25 protein-coding genes are annotated in these 19365 nt (G+C 61.4%); 7 read left to right on the top strand and 18 right to left on the bottom strand.

Annotation, left to right across the window (positions count from 1 at the left end):
• The first annotated feature begins 24 nt into the window (after window positions 1–24).
• From NGM07_RS08995 to NGM07_RS08985, 3 genes are all read left to right on the top strand, one after another.
• A complete protein-coding gene (locus tag NGM07_RS08995) occupies window positions 25–831 on the top strand; it encodes a helix-turn-helix transcriptional regulator (RefSeq protein WP_253519663.1) in 807 nt (268 codons plus the stop codon).
• 204 nt (window positions 832–1035) lie between these two features.
• On the top strand, window positions 1036–1533 hold the full coding sequence (locus NGM07_RS08990; RefSeq protein WP_253519662.1) for a hypothetical protein: 498 nt from the start codon (window positions 1036–1038) through the stop codon (window positions 1531–1533).
• Entirely contained in the window at window positions 1523–1759 is a 237-nt protein-coding gene (locus NGM07_RS08985) for a hypothetical protein (RefSeq protein ID WP_253519660.1), read from the top strand. The genes NGM07_RS08990 and NGM07_RS08985 overlap by 11 nt, the downstream gene beginning before the upstream one ends.
• Window positions 1760–1855: 96 nt before the next feature.
• Here NGM07_RS08985 and NGM07_RS08980 read toward each other — a convergent pair whose 3' ends face one another.
• The 4 genes from NGM07_RS08980 to NGM07_RS08965 form a co-directional block, all read right to left on the bottom strand.
• Window positions 1856–3064, bottom strand: a complete 1209-nt coding sequence (locus tag NGM07_RS08980; protein ID WP_253519658.1) for a carboxylate--amine ligase — start codon at window positions 3062–3064, stop codon at window positions 1856–1858.
• 161 nt (window positions 3065–3225) lie between these two features.
• Window positions 3226–3957 (bottom strand): profilin-fold protein, encoded by a 732-nt coding sequence (locus tag NGM07_RS08975; protein WP_253519657.1) that lies wholly within the window; start codon window positions 3955–3957, stop codon window positions 3226–3228.
• Window positions 3958–4004: 47 nt separating this feature from the next.
• A complete protein-coding gene (locus NGM07_RS08970; protein ID WP_253519655.1) occupies window positions 4005–5216 on the bottom strand; it encodes a carboxylate--amine ligase in 1212 nt (403 codons plus the stop codon).
• A 314-nt stretch (window positions 5217–5530) separates the two neighbouring features.
• Window positions 5531–6172 (bottom strand): alpha/beta hydrolase, encoded by a 642-nt coding sequence (locus NGM07_RS08965; RefSeq protein ID WP_253519653.1) that lies wholly within the window; start codon window positions 6170–6172, stop codon window positions 5531–5533.
• A 113-nt stretch (window positions 6173–6285) separates the two neighbouring features.
• On the opposite strand from NGM07_RS08965, the gene NGM07_RS08960 reads away from it, so the two are divergent.
• Complete coding sequence (locus tag NGM07_RS08960) at window positions 6286–6585, top strand: hypothetical protein (protein WP_253519651.1); 300 nt, start codon at window positions 6286–6288, stop codon at window positions 6583–6585.
• Between the two features lie 22 nt (window positions 6586–6607).
• On the opposite strand, the gene NGM07_RS08955 is transcribed toward NGM07_RS08960, so the two are convergent.
• The 8 genes from NGM07_RS08955 to NGM07_RS08920 form a co-directional block, all read right to left on the bottom strand.
• A complete protein-coding gene (locus NGM07_RS08955) occupies window positions 6608–7690 on the bottom strand; it encodes a YhjD/YihY/BrkB family envelope integrity protein (RefSeq protein WP_253519649.1) in 1083 nt (360 codons plus the stop codon).
• Between the two features lie 65 nt (window positions 7691–7755).
• Window positions 7756–8568 (bottom strand): glycoside hydrolase family 16 protein, encoded by an 813-nt coding sequence (locus tag NGM07_RS08950; RefSeq protein ID WP_253519647.1) that lies wholly within the window; start codon window positions 8566–8568, stop codon window positions 7756–7758.
• A gap of 59 nt (window positions 8569–8627) precedes the next feature.
• Window positions 8628–9722, bottom strand: a complete 1095-nt coding sequence (locus NGM07_RS08945) for an FAD-binding oxidoreductase (protein ID WP_253519645.1) — start codon at window positions 9720–9722, stop codon at window positions 8628–8630.
• 230 nt (window positions 9723–9952) lie between these two features.
• Window positions 9953–10990 carry a tyrosine-type recombinase/integrase gene (locus NGM07_RS08940; protein WP_253519642.1) on the bottom strand — a complete coding sequence of 346 codons (1038 nt, stop codon included), beginning with the start codon at window positions 10988–10990 and terminating at the stop codon, window positions 9953–9955.
• A complete protein-coding gene (locus NGM07_RS08935; RefSeq protein WP_253519640.1) occupies window positions 10987–11586 on the bottom strand; it encodes a J domain-containing protein in 600 nt (199 codons plus the stop codon). The genes NGM07_RS08940 and NGM07_RS08935 overlap by 4 nt, the downstream gene beginning before the upstream one ends.
• A complete protein-coding gene (locus tag NGM07_RS08930) occupies window positions 11583–11795 on the bottom strand; it encodes a hypothetical protein (RefSeq protein WP_253519637.1) in 213 nt (70 codons plus the stop codon). The genes NGM07_RS08935 and NGM07_RS08930 overlap by 4 nt, the downstream gene beginning before the upstream one ends.
• Entirely contained in the window at window positions 11795–12100 is a 306-nt protein-coding gene (locus NGM07_RS08925; RefSeq protein ID WP_253519634.1) for a hypothetical protein, read from the bottom strand. The genes NGM07_RS08930 and NGM07_RS08925 overlap by 1 nt, the downstream gene beginning before the upstream one ends.
• Window positions 12097–12474 (bottom strand): helix-turn-helix transcriptional regulator, encoded by a 378-nt coding sequence (locus NGM07_RS08920; RefSeq protein WP_253519631.1) that lies wholly within the window; start codon window positions 12472–12474, stop codon window positions 12097–12099. Before NGM07_RS08920 ends, NGM07_RS08925 begins: the two co-directional genes overlap by 4 nt.
• A 393-nt stretch (window positions 12475–12867) precedes the next feature.
• Here NGM07_RS08920 and NGM07_RS25600 point away from each other — a divergent pair, with 393 nt between their 5' ends.
• On the top strand, window positions 12868–13149 hold the full coding sequence (locus tag NGM07_RS25600; RefSeq protein WP_497007268.1) for a winged helix-turn-helix domain-containing protein: 282 nt from the start codon (window positions 12868–12870) through the stop codon (window positions 13147–13149).
• 32 nt (window positions 13150–13181) lie between these two features.
• On the opposite strand, the gene NGM07_RS08915 is transcribed toward NGM07_RS25600, so the two are convergent.
• From NGM07_RS08915 to NGM07_RS08890, 6 genes are all read right to left on the bottom strand, one after another.
• Complete coding sequence (locus tag NGM07_RS08915; RefSeq protein WP_253519628.1) at window positions 13182–13370, bottom strand: hypothetical protein; 189 nt, start codon at window positions 13368–13370, stop codon at window positions 13182–13184.
• A 299-nt stretch (window positions 13371–13669) separates the two neighbouring features.
• A complete protein-coding gene (locus tag NGM07_RS08910; protein ID WP_253519626.1) occupies window positions 13670–14377 on the bottom strand; it encodes a hypothetical protein in 708 nt (235 codons plus the stop codon).
• Window positions 14378–14417: 40 nt separating this feature from the next.
• Window positions 14418–15422, bottom strand: coding sequence for a Cdc6/Cdc18 family protein (locus tag NGM07_RS08905; protein WP_253519623.1), 1005 nt, complete (start codon window positions 15420–15422; stop codon window positions 14418–14420).
• Between the two features lie 170 nt (window positions 15423–15592).
• Complete coding sequence (locus NGM07_RS08900; RefSeq protein ID WP_253519621.1) at window positions 15593–16180, bottom strand: hypothetical protein; 588 nt, start codon at window positions 16178–16180, stop codon at window positions 15593–15595.
• A gap of 50 nt (window positions 16181–16230) precedes the next feature.
• On the bottom strand, window positions 16231–16443 hold the full coding sequence (locus NGM07_RS08895; protein WP_253519618.1) for a hypothetical protein: 213 nt from the start codon (window positions 16441–16443) through the stop codon (window positions 16231–16233).
• Window positions 16444–16768: 325 nt separating this feature from the next.
• Entirely contained in the window at window positions 16769–17350 is a 582-nt protein-coding gene (locus NGM07_RS08890; RefSeq protein ID WP_253519616.1) for a hypothetical protein, read from the bottom strand.
• A 232-nt stretch (window positions 17351–17582) separates the two neighbouring features.
• Between NGM07_RS08890 and NGM07_RS08885 the strand changes: the two genes are divergently transcribed.
• Window positions 17583–18590 (top strand): hypothetical protein, encoded by a 1008-nt coding sequence (locus NGM07_RS08885; protein WP_253519615.1) that lies wholly within the window; start codon window positions 17583–17585, stop codon window positions 18588–18590.
• Window positions 18591–18858: 268 nt separating this feature from the next.
• Window positions 18859–19134: a hypothetical protein gene (locus NGM07_RS08880; protein WP_253519613.1), complete on the top strand. Its 276-nt coding sequence runs from the start codon at window positions 18859–18861 to the stop codon at window positions 19132–19134.
• The last annotated feature ends 231 nt before the right edge of the window (window positions 19135–19365 follow it).

Genomic DNA, 19365 nt, shown 5'->3' with positions numbered 1-19365 from the left:
TACGAAATCGTGCGTACGGTTCGCATGGCTTCGAGCAGGGGTTCACCGATCGACGACATCGCGTATCTGGCGCGGTCGGAACACCGCGCCCCGACGCTCGTCGCCCTGACCGTCCGTCCCCGTCACCGATTCGAGCTCAAGGAGACGGCCGGCGTCTCGTCGTCGACGATTCGTCGGACGCTGAGCGAGTTCGAAGACCGCAACTGGATTCGCAGAGTCGGACACCGGTACGAGGCGACACCGCTGGGTGCGTACGTCGCGTCCGCGATGGCGGACCTGATCGAGCGAGTCGAAACCGAGCGGAAGGTCCGCGACGTCTGGCAGTGGCTCCCGGACGAAGACAGCGGATTCACGATCGAGATGTGTGTAGATGCGGTCGTGACGGTCGCCGAAGCCGACAATCCCTACGCTCCCATCAATCGATTCCTCACCCTGCTCAGGGAAACCGACACGTTCCGGTTCGTCGGGTCGTCGCTGGCACTCCTCGAACCGTGTCGCGAGGAGTTCTGCGGCCAGATCATCGACGGCATGCGAGCGGAACTCGTCGACTCGCCGAACGTGGCCCGGTACATCCGCTCGACGTATCCGGAGCTGTCCTCCCGAACCCTGGAGAGCGGCAATCTCACCGTCGAACTGTACGACGATCTCCCGCCGTACGGTGTCGGCATCTTCGACCACCGGATCGCGATCTGCGGCCACGACTTCGACAGCGTCACGGTCCGCGTGTTGCTCGACACCGACTCGCGGGACGCACGCAGGTGGGCGGAATCGACGTACTCGCTCTATCGGCGTCGGGCGCCGACGGTGCCGCTCGAAACGGTCGTAGAGTGACGAGACGGACGCGTCGGAGGAACGCCCGGAGGGGTCGTCGTTCTCCCGTGCAGTCGGTGACGCCTACTCATCGGCTGCGCGGCCGGCAGTCGCTGCCGGATCGTCACTCCGTGACCACGGCGACAGCAGTTGCCGACGTGTCACGAGTTACCTATCTGCTATTCGGAGTCGTATGGATTCGTGCTGAAAGACCAGTGAACCACCATGGCAACCGAACAACCAGTCGCACGTGAACAACAGCAACGAATCGAGATCGACTCACAGTTACGCAACGGCTCCCTGCTGATGGCGCTGGCCGGGGTCGCGTTCGTCGGATACGGGATCGTCTTCCTCGCGTTGAACTTCGTGGGGAGCGGCTTCGAACTCGGGGTGAGTACCCTCGACGGGATGTCGAAGGCCGACCTGAATCCGACGGTCGCGTACTACATCAGCCACCTGCACGTCGCGACCGCCGCCTTCATCATCTCGACGGGGATCGCGGTCACCGCCCTCTCGTGGTACGGCGTCCGCCAGCGGCTCACCTGGGCGTGGGCGACGGCGGTCGTCGCTGCCGTCGTCGGCCTCGCGCTCGCGCTGCCGATGCATTACACCTCGGACGCGTTCGCCCACAATTGGGTGACCCATCTCGGCCCCATCTACCTGGCGACGGTCGTCTTCATCGTCGGCGTCGTGATGGCCTACCGTGGATTGCATGCGACGTGACGGTGGTGAACGCCCGCTCGTCCGACGGGCAGCACCGACGTCCGCCGTCGTCTTCCACGGCGGCGTCGGCTTCGAGCTTACGCTACTCGAATACCTGTCTCGCGTCGTCTTCTCCCTGTTTGCCTTCGGCGGCGTCGCTGTCGTAGTTTTCTGGGGGACGGATGTGGTCCGCGGCGTTCGCTCCAGGGTCGTGGAAAAACTGAATCGCCGAGAGAACGACCCCTGATTCGCTGTCGATTACGTCCCCAGGTGAATCGAACACGTTGCATCACACGAACCGCCGCGCGGTATCCGGTTTTCCGCTCGCGTCGTCACCGCCTGGTCAGCGCTTCGAGAACATGTGCCCGACCCCCTGGACGAACGGCCCGGGGTCGTCGGCCCGGAGGTAGTCGAAGTTCGGCCGGTGGTAGCACGACGAGAGAATCTCCCAGGCGGTCCCGACCAGCGACGGGCGCTCGACGTGGGGCGACTCGTCGCGCAGAACGGAGAGCAGGTGGCCGACCTCGCCGTACAGCAGGTGGCTCGAACTCCCGACTTCGTAGCCCGGATGCGGGCCGGCGTCGATTTCGTCGGCCTGTCCGGTCGCCTGCAACCAGTAGTAGTGGGGGAAGTCGGCGCCCGCCCGCACCGCGGCGGGCAGCGACTGCCACATCCGGGGGTTGATCTCGGTGAGTTTGTACTCGCCCGTCTCGGCGTCTCGCATGTACTCGATGCAGGCCAGTCCGTGCCAGTCGAGTTCCGAAAGCAGGTCGCGGGCGACCTGCTCCAGTTCCGGGTCGTACATCGCCTCGCGGTAGACGCCGCCGCCGCCGGTGTAGGAGTTGCCCCGTATCTGGCGGTGCTGGAACGTCGCGAGCGGTTCGCCGTGGTCGTAGATGCCGCCGAACATGTACTCGCCGTCCTTGGGCACGAACTCCTGAACGATGGGTTCGTGTTTCATCTCCTCGCGGACGGCGTCGAGGTCGGGCGTCTCGCCCGGTTCGAGGTGCTTTACGGTCTTGACCTCCTCGGCGCGCCGGGGCGACCCCGACCCGCCCCACTCGTCGGTCAGGAGGTTGTACCGCGACTTGATGATGAGTTCGGGCGTCCAGTCGTCGACCCCCGAGAGCAGGCGCGTCTCGGGAATCGGCGCGCCGGCCCGGTCGGCGGCCTCGAACAACTGCTTGCGGTCGTGGACCCGCTCCAGGGTTTCGAGGTCCGGCGTGACCAGCGAGGCGTGTTCTTCGAACGCCTCGCGGTACTTCGCAAAGACGTAGGCGTCCTCCTCCCGAATCGGTATCACCGTCTTCACGTCCGGCCGGGCGGTGAGACCGACCAGCGCGTCCTTGTAAGCGAGCAGGTCGTCGTGCGGAGAGGGGAGCACCGCCGTCTCGTCGCAGAACCGCGAAGCGAACTCCGGCGCGTCGTCGTTCTCCGACGCGACGATGGTGTAGATGCCCCGCTCGGCGAGCGACCGCAGACACGAATACGCCGCCGGGTCGTACCCTGTCGGTATGAGGACCGATTCTCGTTCCCCAGCCTTCCCAGCCATACGCCGACGTACTTCTCGGACGGTCATTAATATACGGTCCTGATACTATCGCTCGCCGGAAGTAGGCGCGACCTACTGGCCGCCTCCGGCCGAGAACCGCGGTTCCCGAGATGGTCACCTCCCGGTCACCTCGGGTCGGTCGTCGCTCGAACGGTTCCGCGTCAGTCGCCGCCGAACTCGACCTGCGCGAGGTCGGCGTCGAGGTCCGCGACGTGGTCGTTGAACGCCTCGACGAATCCGCCGAACGCCTCGGCGTGCTTGCAGACGTCGGGCGCCGACGGCGGTTCGTACTGCGAGACGAGGTAGGTGCCGCCCTGCCCGCCGACCCGGACGTACGACGCGCCGTCGCCGTCCCACTTGAGTTCCCAGCGCGTGCCCGACACCCGGGCCGCGAACGTCCCGTAGTCGTCGCCGTCGTACCGCGAGAGTTCGAGGGCCATCCTGTCCGCGGCGTCCTCGACGCGGCCGAGGATGCGGTCGCGCTCGGCGACGACCGAGTCGGTCGACGCCACCTCGGGGAACTCGACCGTCACGTCGTCGAAGACGCCGTCGAGCGACGCGACGTACTCGTTGTACGACCGGACGAACGCGCCGTAGTCCTCCATCGCCGACGCGAGTTCCTCGGGGTCCGGCGGCTGTTTGGTCGAGACGACGTAGACCTCCCGGCCCGACTTCGGGGCGAACCGGAGGTACTGGAGCGCCCCGGCCTCGTACTTCAGCGTCCACTCGCCGCCGTCGGTGTCGAACGACCGCTGGCCGTAGTCGCCGCCCTGCAACAGCGCGAGTTCGCGGGCGATCTGCCCGGCGTGTTCCTTGACCCGCGCGACTTGCTCGTTGCGTCGCTCGGCGGCGTCGGCGGCGTCGGCCACGTCCATCTCGGTCGGTTCGCTCATTGGTGGTTCCAGGGATGCGAAGGGGATAACCGCTTTGAAGCGGCGGCCTACTCTCCGACCGGGAGCACGTGTCGAACCCCGCTCAGGAAGGGACCGGGGTCGTCGAGGTGGAGGTAATCGAAGCGGGGCTGGTCGTAGCAGGAGACGAGTATCTCCCAGGCGGTGCCGGCCAGCGACGGGCGCTCGACGAGGGGCGAGTCCCGCCCGCGGATGCTCCGGAGGTGGCCGACCTCCCCGTACAGCAGGTGGCTGCCGACGCCGAGGTCGTAGCCGGGGTGCGGTCCGGTGTCGATTTCGCCGGCCCGTCCGGTCGCCTGCAACCAGTAGTAGTGCGGGAAGTCGGCGCCGGCACGGACGGTCGCCGGCAGCGATTGCCACATCCGGGGGTTAATTTCGGCGAGTTTGTACTCGCCCGTCTCGGCGTCTTGCATGTACTCGATGCAGGCCAGTCCGTGCCAGTCGAGTTCCGAGAGGAGTGCCCGCGCCACCTCCTCCAGTTCGGGGTCGTAGATGGACTTTCGATACACGCCGCCGCCGCCGCGGTAGGAGTTACCCCGAATCTGGCGGTGCTGGAACGTCGCCAGCGGTTCGCCGCGGTCGTAGATGGCCGCGAACATGTATTCGCCGGCCTTGGGCACGAACTCCTGGACGATGGGGTCGTGGCCCATCCGCTCGCGGATGGCGTCGAGGTCGGGCGTCTCGCCCGGTTCGAGGTGGGTGATGTCGTCGGCTATCGACGCCGCCTCGGGGGCGTAGGCGTCGACCCACTCGTCGGCCAGGAGGTTGTACCGCGACTTCACGAGCAGTCTGGGCGACCAGTCGTCGACCGCCGAGAGCAGGCGGGTTTCCGGGGCGGGCACGCCCGCCGCCGCGGCGGCCTTGAACAGTTCCTTGCGGTCGTGGACTCGCCCCAGCGTGGCGAGGTCGGGCGCGACCAGCGAGACGTAGCGCTCGAACCGCTCGCGGTACTTCGCGAACAGGTAGATGTCCTGCTCTCGAACCGGTATCACCGTCTTCACGTCCGGCCGGGCGGCGAGGCCGACCAGCGCGTCCCTGTAGGCGAGCAGGTCGTCGTCCGGGTCTGGGAGGACGGCCGTCTCCCCGCAGAACCGCGAGGCGAACGACGGGACGGCGTCGTTCTCGGACGCGACGACAGTGTGGACCCCGCGCTTGCCCAGCGAGTACACGCAGGGGTAACACCCCGGGTCGTAGCCCGTCGGTATCAGTACAGACTCGCGTTCGCTCCCCGATGAGGACATGCCCGCTGTTCGCCGGGTTCGTAGATTAAACCTCTGTGTGGCCGATACTCGACCAGTCATTCGGGAATAGGGCCGAATATTCGGAGACAAAACAACTCGGCCGGCGCGCGTTTTCCGAACGCGTTGATTCCGGTGTCTCCGGGCTCTCGGCGGCGGACGATGCGCCCGCGGCGGTAGTTCATCAGTCTGTCAACACGTCCGGCAGTCGGCGGGCCCGACTCGGTCGTCCGCCGTCGGCCGTGCATCGCCGGTCGCCCTCGCCCGTCGTCAGTCACCGTCGGTCACCGTCGGCCGTGCGCCGTCGGTCGCTCCGCTCAGCGCCGCGAGTCGAGCCACGCCGAGAGGTCCCGAATCTCGCGGGGAATCATCCGGTGGCCGGTCGGATACGCCCGGAACGTCACGTCGAGGCCCGCCTCGGCCAGCAGTTCGGCCGACGCCTCGCCGTACCGGGGAGGGATGACGGTGTCGTCCTCGCCGACCGCCACGAAGACGGCCTTGCCGCGAGCGTCGGCGACCTCTTCGGGGTCGTCGTGACTCTCCGGGAGGTAGCCGTTCATCGCCGCCGCCCAGCGGAGTCGGTCGGGGTAGTCGACGAGCGCGGCGAGCGCCGCTATCGCGCCCTGGCTGAAGCCGAACAGGCCGACGCGCTGTGGGTCGACGTTGTACGCCTCCGGGACTCCCCGGACGAACGCCGCCAGTCGGTCGACCGCCTTTCGGAATCCGCCGCGGCTCCGCGGCGATTCGGGGAACCACGCGTAGCCGGACCCCGAACCGACCTCGTACGGCGCGCGCACACCGAACGCGTGCAGGTCGTCGGGAAGGTTGTCGGCGAGGCCGATCATGTTGTACTCGTCGCCGCCGCGGCCGTGGAGCAGGACGACCGCGGGGGCGCGCTCGGCGGGTTCTGCGGGTTCGGCGGGCGGTCGGCTGACGTGAACGAGCGGGAAGTCGGGCACGGGTCGCGTAAGCGCGCCGGGTGCGTCGCTCTTGCGGCCGGGGTGCCCGACTCGGCCGGGTCCCCGTCGGCCGACAGGAGTATCCTGCTGGACGGCGAATTCGCGGTGATTCGATGAACGCACCAACCGAGAAACTCGAGACCGCCAGCGACTCGTCGAACGACCCGGAGACGCGAGAACGAGCGATAAACGAACTCGGGACCGCGAACGACTGTGCGAGGCTCGTCGAACTCGCCCGAATGGACGACATCGGCGAACGGTACCGAGAACAAGCGTTGTCGAGTCTGGCGCACCCCCAGTGTCGAACCCGGCTCGAAGCGCTCGTCGAGGATCGCGAACTCCCCGAGTCGCTACGGGAGCGAGCAGAAACGCTGTTGGAGGAGACGCCCGAGGACGCCGGCGCAGGGCCGTAGACGGACAGATTAAATCCGGCGGTCAGTCGGCGCCCGAACCCTCGCGGTCGTCGGCGTCGGTCGGCACGTCCCAGCGGAGCGTGACCGCCCGTCGCCGCCGGCCGTCTTCGACCGACGTGTGCTCGACGACCTCGACGTCGCCGGTCGGCCGGGGGTACTCCGGTTCGTCCGCGGCCGCGGCGTCGGCCGACCGCATCCCCGGGTAGCGACCGCCGAGATCCTCGCGGAGGGTCTGGAGGTACGCCGCGATCTCGTCTCGGTCCATCCGCTCTTCTCGCTCTGTCTCGTACCCGGTCGCGCCGCGGCCCACGCCGCCCGGCGCGCCGGAGGAGTGCCCGCCGACGACCGCGTTGACCACCGCGCCCAGCAACAGGACCAGCCCCGAGAAGTAGAGGTAGGTGACGACGACGATGACGCTGCCGAAGAAACTGCCCGACTTGGGGTCCTGGAACGTGAGGTACACCTGGAACAGTCCCTGGAGCGCCGCCCAGCCGAGCGCGGCGAAGACGGTTCCGGGAAGCACGTCGCGCCATCCGAGGTCCGTGTCGGGGAACCGGTAGTACATCGGCGCGAGCGCGACGACGAGGCCGACGACCAGCACCAGCGGCGTCAGCAACCCGACGAACGGAATCGTATCGGAGAACCGCGCGAAGACGACGGTGACGCCCACCGTCGCGAGGACGGCGACCACGAGCGCGACCAGGACGACCACGCCGTCCTTGAGTTGGTCGACGAAGGAGTTCTTGCCCTCGGTTTCGTAGATCTCGGAGAAGGCGGTGTCGAGGCCGCGGAATATCTTGAGCGTCCCCCAGACGAGCACGACGAGGCCGACGAACGAGACGCTCGCGGCCGACGACTCGCCCTGAAATATCTGCTCGACGACGTTCGCTATCGGGCGGGGGAGCCAACTCCCCGCGACCTCGACGATGCGCACTTCGAGGCCGCCGCCGAAGACCGAGATGACCAACAGGAGCAACAGGAGCGTCGGCGCGAGCGAGACGAAGGCGTTGTACGCGATGCCCGCCGCCATGAACGTCACGTTCTTCTCCGAGAAGTCCGAGTAGACGCGCCTCGCGGTGTCCTCTAGCTTCGATACCGTGACCATGCGGTGCGTTCGGGAGTCCCGCTTGAAACTCGCACGGCCGGTTCCGCCGTCGGGGTCGCCGCCCGCTACTTCCGTTCCCAGACGCGCACCCAGTCCACGGCCATCTCCTCGCCCCACGGTTCGCCGAAGTCCGGTTCGCCCGTCTTCCCGACGTGGATGTTGAGCATCATGTAGAACGGCGCGCCGGTTCGGAGCGACGCCATCGCCGTCGGGTCGTCGTGGACGCCGACCCGCCGGCCGTCGACGTACATCTCGACCCGGTCGTCGCGCCACACGCACCCGTAGACGTGGGGGTCGGTGGTCGAGACGACGCCGGGGTACGACAGTTCGAGTTCGGCGTGGGCTCCGCCCTGCTCGCCGCTGGCGTCGTAGTGGACGTTGTGGTGCGAGATGCCGGGGTCGTTCCCGAGCAGTTCGAAGAAGTCGATCTCCGGGGGCCACACGCCGCTGTTCGGCTCGCTCCAGAACGCGGGCAGCCAGCCGCGTCGGTCCGGAGCCCGGAGTTTGGCCTCCCAGTAGGAACCGGGGCCGAAGTAACGTTTGTTCCGGGTGTTGACGCCGCCGGCGTACACCGACTCCGGCCCGCCGTCGTGGGTCGCGGTCAGTTTCAGGCGCCCGTCTTCGACCCGCACGTTCCGGTCGACGATTCGCTCGTACGACGACGCGGTTTCTCGACCCCACCCGAAGCCGATGGACCACTCGTCGGTGTCGAGCGACCCGTCGTCGAATCGGTCTTCGAACGCGAGCGTCCAGTCGGCGCGATTCGCCGGTCCGCCCTCGGCGACGGTGTCGGACCCGGCCCCGGAAGACGTTCCGACCCCGGTACCGCCGACGGCGACGCTCGCCCCGAGACGTTGCAGGTACGTACGGCGGTCCATGCGGTTCCCTCTGTTCCGGCGGTTCGCCGCATACGCCTTTCGGCCCGCTCTCGTTTCGCTCACCCGAACCCCTCGAACTGCGTGTGCTCGGGCGGAACGCCCAGGTGCTCGACCGCGTCGACCAGGCTGTACACCATCGCGTTGACCCCGCATGCGTAGACCTCGAGGTTCGACGGGTCGAGGCGGGCCGGAATCGAGTACGCCGGCGGGTCGCGCAGGTGGGACTCGAACCGCCAGGGCAGGCGTCGCCGGTCGACCGCGTCGTCGTCGACGTACTTCATCAGCGAGAACTGCACGTAGTCGGTTTCGCCGTCCCAGTCGGTCAGGTAGACCTCACGGCTCAGCGTCGGCACGTAGTGGAAGTTCGCCCGCTCGCTCGCGTACGACCGGAACGTCTCGTGGTAGGGTAGCGAGTCCTCCCAGGCTCCGCCGAGGACGAGCCAGACGTCCCGCGGTCGGCCCTCGTAGCGGTCCAACCCCGTTTCGAAGGCGTAGTCGATCATGCTCTTGAGCGGGGCGACGCCCGTGCCGGTCGCGAGGAAGACGAGGTCCCGGCGCGAGGGCTCTTCGAGCAGGAAGTCGCCGTAGGGTCCCCGGAGGGTCACCCTTTCGCCCGCCCGGAGGTTGACCGCCAGCTCGGAGGTCATCCGCCCGCCGGGAACGCGCCGGACGCAGAACTCGATCTCGTCGCGAGTCGGCGAACTCGCTATCGAGTACACCCGGCTGACGCCCCGGTAGCGAACCGAAAGGTACTGGCCGGGTTGGAACTCGACCGGTTCGTCGGCCTCGACGGTGACGCGCAGGAGCGACGGGTACGGTTCGAGAAACCGGCCCTGGAGCGCGGCGAGTTTCCCGCCGACGTCGTCCGTCCGCCGGTCCTCGGGGAGGAACCGGCCCAGCGGCGTCGCGCCCTTTTGGTGATCGACCGGCGCGAGTCGCTCGGCAAGCCAGTCATCACAGGCTTCGTCGTCCGGCGGGCGCTCGCGGTGCCACTCCGGCGTGCCGTGCTCGTCGAGCGTCGCCCGGAGTTCGGCGAGGACCTCGTCGGTCCGGTTGCGGTCCATCGCCGTGACGTCGGTCACGACCGCCGACTCGGTGAGTAAGGGCAGGTCCTCGACCGCCTCGTGCTGGGAGAGGTGCTGGCGCACCCGCATTGGGCCGAGTATGTCGTCGGCCCTCTTGTGGATTCTGGCGAAACGCGTCTCGTTTCTCGAACGCGTTCCCAGGAAAGGTCGTTGGCGAATCAGTAGTGACTCACGGGATACGCACTGCTCGCCGAAGTAGAATGCGGGAGAAGTGGGCCGGCGCAGGGTACATCTAATTCCGGGAAAAACTCTGCCGGAAACTATTGTCGGGCGATACGACTCACTGCTGGGGGTTTGCGTCATTCGTGTTTCTCCATTCGCTCAACGTACTGCCGTCGCCGGCGCTCCATGCGCTCCAGCGGCGACTCCTTGTCGTAGTGCTGTTCGATGACTTCGATGGTGGCGTTGACCCGCTCCGCGACGATTTCCGGCGGGATACCGATGTTCAGCTGCCACGTGATCGAGCCCGTCCGAATCTGGTGGGGAGACCGACTCGACGGGCACTTACTGGCATGGGCGAACTCCGTCATCTCGCACGTCTCTCGCTCCTTGCCGTGCGGACACGGACAGTAGAGACACGGGTGGGTCGCGAGGTACGACCAGACCCGAATCGTGTTCGTTCCGGGGCGACCCCGATTGCTGGCGAGTAAGGGCTGCCTACCGTGTCCGTCGTGGACGTCGTAGCGGTGCTCGCGGAGATATTCCCGAAGGACGTCCGAAACCTCGCTCGGAATCGCGACCGGCCTCTCGCCGCTCTGCTTGTTCTTCAGCGGCGTGTCCGTCTCAGGCCGATGCTTGAATTCGACATAATCCTCATCGAGATGGGCGTCCCGGATGTCCAATGCTCGGATGCCGCCCATCCGCGCGCCGGTGTGCCAGGCGATTTCGAGAAACGCGTGCCGGCGCGTTCCCCGAAGGCGGTCGCTCTGCCGGAAGTGGTCGATTAGCTTGAGCGCCGGCGACTCCTCCAGGAGCGTCTCGTCCGAGCGGTCTTCCGGGTCGACGTCGGGAATGCGGACGGCGTCCGCCAAGTTGTCGGCAGCGCCGAGCTGGTCGACGTACTCGGCGAACTTCTTGAGCGTCCACATCTCGCCTTCGAGGGTCGACGGTTCGACCGTCCCGCTCCGGATGTCGTAGTACTCGTCGAGGTCGAACGGCCGGAGATCGCCGACGCGCTCGATGCCGATGCCCTCGCACCACTCGACGAAGATTTTCAGCCGGTAAGCCCACGAATCGACGCTGGCTTCCGTCGCGTCGGACCGTCGACGTCGAAGGTATCGCTGGACGGCCTCGCGCGGCGGGATGTCCGCGGGGTCCGGTCTACCGTCCCGGTTCATCGGTCCCCATCGGAGAGCATGGCCTCTCTCGCCTCCTGGACGCGCTGGAACGCCTCCCGGTCGCCGCCGCGGTCTGGGTGGTGTTCCTTCAGCTTCTGCCGCGCTGCCGCCTTCACGACGTCCTCTGCGGCGTCCGGTGCGACGTCGAGAAGTTCGTGGGGCGGTCGGCGGGCCACCACCGCGTCGGCTTCCGAGTCGCCTGGCGGGAGTCGCGCGTTGGCGAACTCGCTCTCCCCGGTGACCACTGGGCGCTGCTCCATCTTGCGCTTCTCGCGGACGTAGAGGTAGAGCGTCCGGACGTTGTCCCGAAGTCGGGAGTAGGCGTCACAGGCGACCGCGTACTGCGCGCCGTCCATGGACCACCGAACGACCGCACTCGGGTCACTCGGATTCGCGTCGGCGTAGGGGTACTTCGGATTCCGCTTCTGGTGGCGTGCGGCCGTCGAGAGTCGCCAATCGTCGACGCCGACGCGTCCGAGCTCCGCTTCGAGGTCGTCGATGGAGTCCCGGAGCGTCGCTTCGTAGCGGTTGTTCCGCGTCCGGTCGGCCGGGTTGGTGCGGTCGAAGCCGGCCGGCCAGTCGAGTTCCTGCGTCACGCTCGAACACCTCGCAGGTCCATCTCCGGGTCAAGTCGCTCGGCGATTCGGCCCGCGGTCCGGGCGAGTTTGAGATATATGTTCTGCCGATAGCCGGTTTGCGCGTACAGAGCGCGGTGGTAGAGCAGGTTCGCAGTGGCGTCGAAGCGTTCAGCCGCACTGGTCCGAACGATTTCCGTGTACGTCGGGACGCCAACTTCGTCATCCATCAGTCATCCACCTCCAGAAGCCAGTAGGCGCCGGACTTCGCCACCATCACGTCGAAGAGCGACCCGTCGCGGTCCATCGCCTCATCTTCGATATCGTCGACGAGGTTCCCGCTCGGGTGGTTGTGCAGTTGTTCGTAGGTGGCGTGGCTGGCGTGCCAGGTGACTTCCTTCTCAGAGACTTTGACCCGGACGGACATCGGGTACAGCTCCGGCGGTTCGGCAACACCGCCGTCCGGGAGCGCGTCGACGCTGGCGGGCGTTGCAGTGTCCGCTTCAACCGATTCCACGGGGACCGAGCCGGTCATCGGTCATCACCGCCTTCGACCGCGAACCCGGCCCGTTCGGCGAGGCGCTTCGCGCGGCGGTCGACCAGGTGCCGGCCTTCGTCGGTCGTCTCGTACTCGCTGGTCCGGCCGTCCTTCTCGCCCTTCGCGAGCAGGCCACGGTCGACGAGTCCGTTCAGATTCTGGTAGAGCCGCGAGTGGTGAATCCGGTCACGGTAGTCGGGTTCGAGGTGTTCCTTGACTGCGAGGCCCTTCGGAGGTTCATCCTCGCGTTCGAGGGTTCGGACTGCATAGAGGAGATCGCGCTCGAAGGCGTGAAGGTCGGTGAACTGAATGCCGCCGTCCGTCGCCACCCGCGACTGTTTGGTATCGCCAACGAGGTCGTGTGCGGTCATCGCCGTCACTCGGCATCCACAGGGTTCGAGGAAGTGCCGAGACGGTCCGCGCGCTACGAGCGCCAGTATCTGCGCTCCGCAGTTGGGGCAGTCCGCGTAGTCGTCCGTCGTTTCCACTGGTCTGTCGGGGCCTTCAAGACCCCGTGAGTCATCTTCCATCATGCTTCCGTAGCCTGATACGGAAGCAAGCCGCGGACCCAGTGCCTCACCACTGGTCCGCTTTTGAGAGGGACCCATCGGGGAGCGACGGGTCCGCGCATTGCTTCCGTTACTTCCCCCGTGATAACCGACACAACTTAAATCTATCCACGTAGCTACGTTGTTAGAATTGCACCTACATTGTCCGCTAGATGAATCGGGCAAATTAAACCCTGACAGTTGAAACGAGCGACCATGGCATTGGAGGAGGACGGCCCGACAGACGCTCATAGGGCGGTCCTCGAACTGCTCGGGCTGGAAACACCCCCGAGTTCTCGCTCTGACCTGTTGCGACTCTCCCCAGAGTGTCTCGCCCGAAGTGCAGGGTACAAGGATAGTAACTACATCGGGCAAATCTGTCGTGAGCTTCGGGATGCTGAATTGGTTGAGCGTGAGGATCCCGGCTACTACTCCATCACATGGCGAGGCCGTGCTTACCTGGAAGGCGAACTCACTCTTGACGAAGAAAGTGAGTGAGTTAGGATAGCCGACGCCTCTACTTCCCATCTTCACTGCTCCTCTCCGAAATTTCCGGGACCGACATCATCCTCCAGCATATCGAGGCGCTCCTCCTTGCTGAACCGAACACCACAGGCCTTGCACTCGTACTTCTCTGGTCCTGCTGGTCGCCACGAACTATGGCCGTTCGGACACCGGTACCGCCACGGGTATGAATCCGCGGGCGTGGCGTCGGTCATCGCTTCAACCCCCGCAGGCCGAATTGCTGGAGAAGGGGTTCGACCCACTCTGGTTGTTGAATCGTAATTGACCGATTATGCGACATATCGTCGCCTCCTACTGTGCTTTCGCATATTCGGAGGTGGCTCACGACTACCGCTAAAGTCTACAGCGGAGATTCACGGTAAGTAACCGGAAAGCGATGAGAGGCCTGGAATTAGGGAAATCAAACCGTGAAAGGAGATTCACAGAAATTCACGGAACGGAGTAGAGACATAGAAGGACCATCTGGTCATGGTGTACATCAGGGACTCAGAACCTATTTCTCCATTCCAGATTCGCCAACATCGCGGGGGTGATCCCGCACTAGCTTCTGGTAGTTCGACCAATTAAGGTAGTCTTCCGTATCTGGTGCGAGGATATACAAAAACTGTACAGTAAGCTCTAGCGTTTCAAGTTCAAACCCATTTTCAGTCTCTCGATACATCTTCTCGCTTGCCTCTACCGGCATGAACACGCCTTCGAACGGAAAGGGGTCGATAGTACCTCGTGCGGTGGTGACAAAACTACGTGATGACCAATTCTCTTCCGAGGTAAGTCCGGTGAAGTCGACCTCTTTCTCAATTCCCCTCACCCGAATCATCTTCTCCCCTGCGTCCTCCGTTTGTACCAATTGGAGGTTTGTGTCGAATCGGTACAGACCAGTCGGTGACTCTTTACCCTGCATCAAAGCCTCAACGGGGTAAACAAGACCACTATTCGAAAATACGTTCATGAGAGCCCGTACCTGGCGATAGTCGTCATTTAAATTGATTTCTTTGACCAACTCTTTGCCCGACTTCTTTCTCATCGCTCCCTTCAGGGAGGCAAGCACCCCATTGATACCCCCGCTAAGCTCCTTCCACGAAGTTTCGCTTTCACGCTCGATGATTTTCGATATATCCTCGGAGTACCGTCTGAAATACTGGTCGACTAATCCAGATGAAGCGTACATCACCAATTTATGGTTTCGGGCATCATTTTCCATACTCTATCAATGTAAAGGAGATTATTATATCTCTTGGTGACTATTTGGTCCTGAATTCGTACCGCGTCCCACGCCCTGCTCCTCGCGACGTAATCAATTCGTAGTCCTCCAGACTCCCGAGATACCGCCGTCGCGCACTCCGCGTCTTCGGATTGTTCGCCTGCTCCTCGTACCGAGAATGCAACTCCCCAGCCGACAGCTCGCCTGCCTCCCTCAGAATGTCGAACAGCAATCGTTGGTGCGTACTCAGCTCAGCGATGCGAGACGACCGGATGTCTCGCTGGGCGTCCTTTCGAATCTGACTGACGACCGCCGGGGAGATCGGGCCGTCGCCGTGCTTGATGGCGTACTTTGCTGAGCGTCGGAGGAGAGCAATCGCTTGGCGTGCATCTCCAGCAGCGAGGTCCGCAATGTAGTCGACTGCTTCGTCGGTGATTGACCCGGGCGACAGGCCCGCCTCAACGCGCCCCTGGAGAATGTCCACCATCTCGTCCTGCCCGTATTTGTCGAGATCGACCTTCGGGGAACTTCGAAGGCGGCTTTCGAGCTGTGAGCCGAATTCTGCGAAGAGGCTCTTTTCATCGAGGGTCACCATGACCATCGAGACGTTCTCCAGCTCGTAGAGCGCGAGCAAGGTGTCCATATCGTCGAGGACGTGGACCTCGTCGACGATGGCGACGAACTGGCTATCGAGGTCGCGGAGACGGTCGAGGAACGTCGACGTGGCAGTACCCTCTTTGCGAAGGTCCGCTCCGCATCCGGCTTTTCGGACGAGTCGGTGGAGGACTGCTGCTTTCGAGGCGTCAGAGATACAGTTGACGTAGCCCCAGCGAACGTCGAGGGCTTCGCGTTCGAGCTGGCGGAGGACGAACTTGGCGATGGTAGTCTTCCCTGTGCCAGTAGGTCCGAAGATGAAAGCATCCTCGCCGGTATCGCCGTCGGTAATCGGCCGGAGAGCCGAAGAGAGATAATCAATTTGGCCTTCGCGGTGATGGAGTTCCTGTGGGACGTAGGACTTGCGAAGGGCGCGAGCGTCCGTAATCATCTGTTTGCTTGGTACTAACAGGATTTAGATAAAAGCGAGCAAAGGGCACCGAAAGTGACCTATTGAGGTATTTTGACACAAGCAAACCGACTGTTAGGTTTCCCGGGAGATGGCTCGGCTCATCTGACGAATCGTCCGAACACTAAAAAGAAGCAGAAGAAGAGAAACCCCTAACAAAGAGGTCGCAATCCATCTTCTAACTGCACCCTGGTCGCAATTGTGAGACCAAGAAGAACCAGCAGCGAAAGACTACATCCAAGCAAACTCGACCCAGTAGCAAGAGCTGTTTGAGACGTTTTTATTTCGTTTGCGAGGTGAGCAATTCGGTTTCGGTGGGCTGAAAGCCGCCGGGCGAAGAATTCACGTTCTGTATATTCCTGAGAAAGTGTATCGTAGATATCGTTATGAGTTGCTGCACCGAATTTCCTTACTCCCCCAATTGAGGAGAAGAGAATAAATATCAGACCCAAAAATAGCAGAAAGACCGACCAGTAGGCGAGGAGATCTGTGCCGATACAAACCGGAAAATGGAGGGCGCAGTACGGACGGACTACAAGGACCTGATAAAGAACCTCACTAACACCATATGTCGTCGCAGTCCCAATAATCCCAAGTAAAATGAATATAATGCGAAGTAGTCCTAGTGATTGATCCCGAACTTCGTTAGCTTCCTCAATTTGGGCTTCAATTGTATCCACTGCGCTTTCGTATTCATAGCGAAGGACTTCATTATCAGCTGACCCTTGTTTATCGCTCATAGAGAAGAAATTAATCACTGAGGCTTACTTTCACCGATTCTCAAATTTAGTTAGAGTAAATCCGCATCTTCAGACGGTTCGATATCGTCGTCCCAGTCCTGAGCCGCTCGACGAATCGCGTACTTCAGGTCGGCGATCTTCATCATCCGACCTTCGAGGTTGTCCACGTACTCCTTCAGCTCGTCTTCGGTTTCAAGGATGTAGTAGCCGTTACTACTCGACGCAATCGGAATTTGTTCCTCCAGGAGAAGTTCTCGACTCACCGCTCAGGTGTACTTAAATGTGAAGGAATGGATGAAAATTTGTCGGCAAAATCGTTGACCGTGTTATCTTTATCCGATTACATGACCCCCACCGATTATTGAATCGCAGTCCGGACAAACGAGGTATTGAGTTGCAGAGGTCACACTGCTCATCTCGATATCATGGCCTCGTTTACCGTCGTTTGTAAGTGTGTACGTGAAGTTCTCGATGTCATCTTCGTGGGAACAGTGAGGACATCTGGGCATATCCAAAACCAACAACGACCAAATTAGCCAATAGTCTAACTCAATATCTCTGGTATTTTGAAGCGAACAAAAAAGATAGTTATTCAACTTCTCTGGCATCCACCAACTCCTCCACCGACGGCTCAATCGGAATCCCAACTCGTTCGCCCAGCTCGTGCTCGAAGTCCTGATACGACTGGACGATCACGTCCGCGACCCAGAAGCCGAACGAGAACGTGAGCAGCCCCTCGTAGCACGTCAGACTCTGGAACGCCACGCGGTCGACGACGTACTGCTGAAGTTCCTCCTCGAACTCCGGCAGATTACACATCAGTGCCGAGACCTCCAGGAGGTCCTGCTCCAGGTCGGCGTACTCCTCGCCCAAATCGGCCAGCGTCGAAAGTCGATCTCCGTCGACGTGGTATGGACAGTCCTCCACGACGTCGACGACCAGCTCCGGATGGTCCTTGCACACGATGTGGACCTCCGCATGAACGAAGTTATCCTCGAAGCGGCTAAGGAGGAAAGCGTCGACGTCGAGCGGTAGCCCGTCGGTGAGTTCCGTCTCTTCGATGCCCGGACCGGATGTTGAGAGGTTGTGGCGGTAGGCGCTCTGAATCTTCGAGCGTGTTTCGTCGGTCAGGATACCGTCTATGGGCCAGTTGGTGTTGAATTTGGGCATGGTAGGTCTGTTGTGGAGATCGTGGTGGTTGCTTCGACGTAGCGTTGTGCGGAGAGTAGCGATAAGAAGGTCTGCCACGGACAGAGCGGAAGTGAAAGTAGAGAGTACGGATTCTCAACTGATGCGAAAATAACTAATAGAGGGTATATCTACCTGTAATATGAATAGTAGGTATAGGGAACAAGTATTTAGAGCTCTCAAGGATATCTCCAACGATATCCCAAATGAAGATATGTATGAAGTCGACAGAATACGGATTATTATATACCCACTGTTAGACGCATTAGGACTTGAATTCAAGAGCGAACCAATTCTCTCAGGACATCCCTATAGACGGCCTGATTTTACCATTACGAATCTACCAATTACCGTAATCGGGGAGGCTAAAACACCGCAGAGTTACGAATCGGGGAAGAGACAGCTTCATGAATATCTTGTCCATGGCGACGCAGAAGAGATGGGAATCTTAACTGATGGCGTTTTCTGGCAGATTTACGTTGTTGACGCCAAGGGAGATTCATTTTCCGTAAAATCATATTTTGAAGTAGATTTGAATCCGGTCATTCAGGAAATCTACGAGTCCGATATATCCAATCCAGAAGAACTTGAGTCTAGAAATCAATTCGAGCAATTTCTTTCTGTATTTTCTCGTCCAGAATTCAAACGCCAAATTGAGGACATGGACCTATTTGACAGTACAGCCGACATTCAAGATTTAGCAGAACACCTTGACGAAAGCTCCCTAAAATTGCTGAGAACAGAAGCAAATGAGAAGATTAGCAATCTGCTAGAACAACGTCGATTTTACCAATCTGCTGGCTTTCGTCTCGGTCGAACAACGGTAGTTTCACTAAGTATTCTAATTTCTCTCGCTGCGATACTCTTGAATCAACAACTAAACAATATTGGGAATCTTCTAAATGTGTATACGATTACGGGAACAACACTACTGGTTGTATCCGCTGTATGTGGAACTGTTGGACCCATTATTATCGGTGGTCTCACCGAAAGAACTCCTCAAAGAATATACCGCGATTACTTCAAACTTGCAGTACCTGATGAACCTGCAGAAGGAATCACAACTCAAAAAGATGTTCTTGTGACTCTTCTTAAACAAGCCTGCATAGTGGGAAATACGCTCCGAGATTCGGTTAATTACCTCTTGCTTATCGTTGCTATTTCTCTCAGTCTTCAAACAGTCGGGATAATCTTGATTCTGTACGGTATTGGACTAGTTTAGAATTTGCCATATTCTGATAATGCCGGTATTTGGTTGTAACTCGATTAGGTGTCTCACCCAGTCTTCCGCCCAGGGGTCGTACGTCGACAGAATCGAATCTCGCTCGTTGCACAACTTCGCTGAATCTGATTGTGCAACGAGGAACATACAGTAGCGAGGATCCCCCGAATCTCGAAGCAATTGGATTCAATCGCGTACACTCCTTATATACTCTCCCGGTTTGAGTGACCGCAGAATACTAGGTTCCGGGGGAGGTTGTGCAACGAATATGCGTATCGAAGCGACCGATGCACGAAAGCGTAAATGGGAGAATCTGAAAGAGGCTACCGGGAAGGGGCATAAGTCGACGGCACTCGACACCGCGGCGGACTACTATCTGAAGATGTGCGGCGGGACGACTGCAGTCCCGACTGGCGCGGTCGAGGAGCTGATGGATCTCGCAGTTCGACAAGGGTCTGTGACACCGGAGGAGATCGCTGACGTCCTGGACTCCGAGGAATTACGGGTAGAGGCAGAAACCAGCTGGTCTGTTGGGAGTGAATAGTGCGACAGACTCAGAATCGTGGCCCTGTTGAAACTCTTCGGGACTGAGAGTCGGTGGTGTGAGGAATATGTGGTGCGAATGCACCACGTGGCTCCTACCAGATCGAAGTAACTTGGAACTGGCCGTGCTGAATACAGAGCATGTATGCCGTAGATTCGACCCATCTCTTACGCCTGATTTGGAGTAAATCCGTTGTTCAGTAGGTGTACGGACTTATCGAAGGATGTGCAG

The organism is Halorussus vallis (assembly GCF_024138165.1).
GTDB lineage: Archaea > Halobacteriota > Halobacteria > Halobacteriales > Haladaptataceae > Halorussus > Halorussus vallis.
This window is presented reverse-complemented; position numbering and strand designations above follow the sequence as displayed.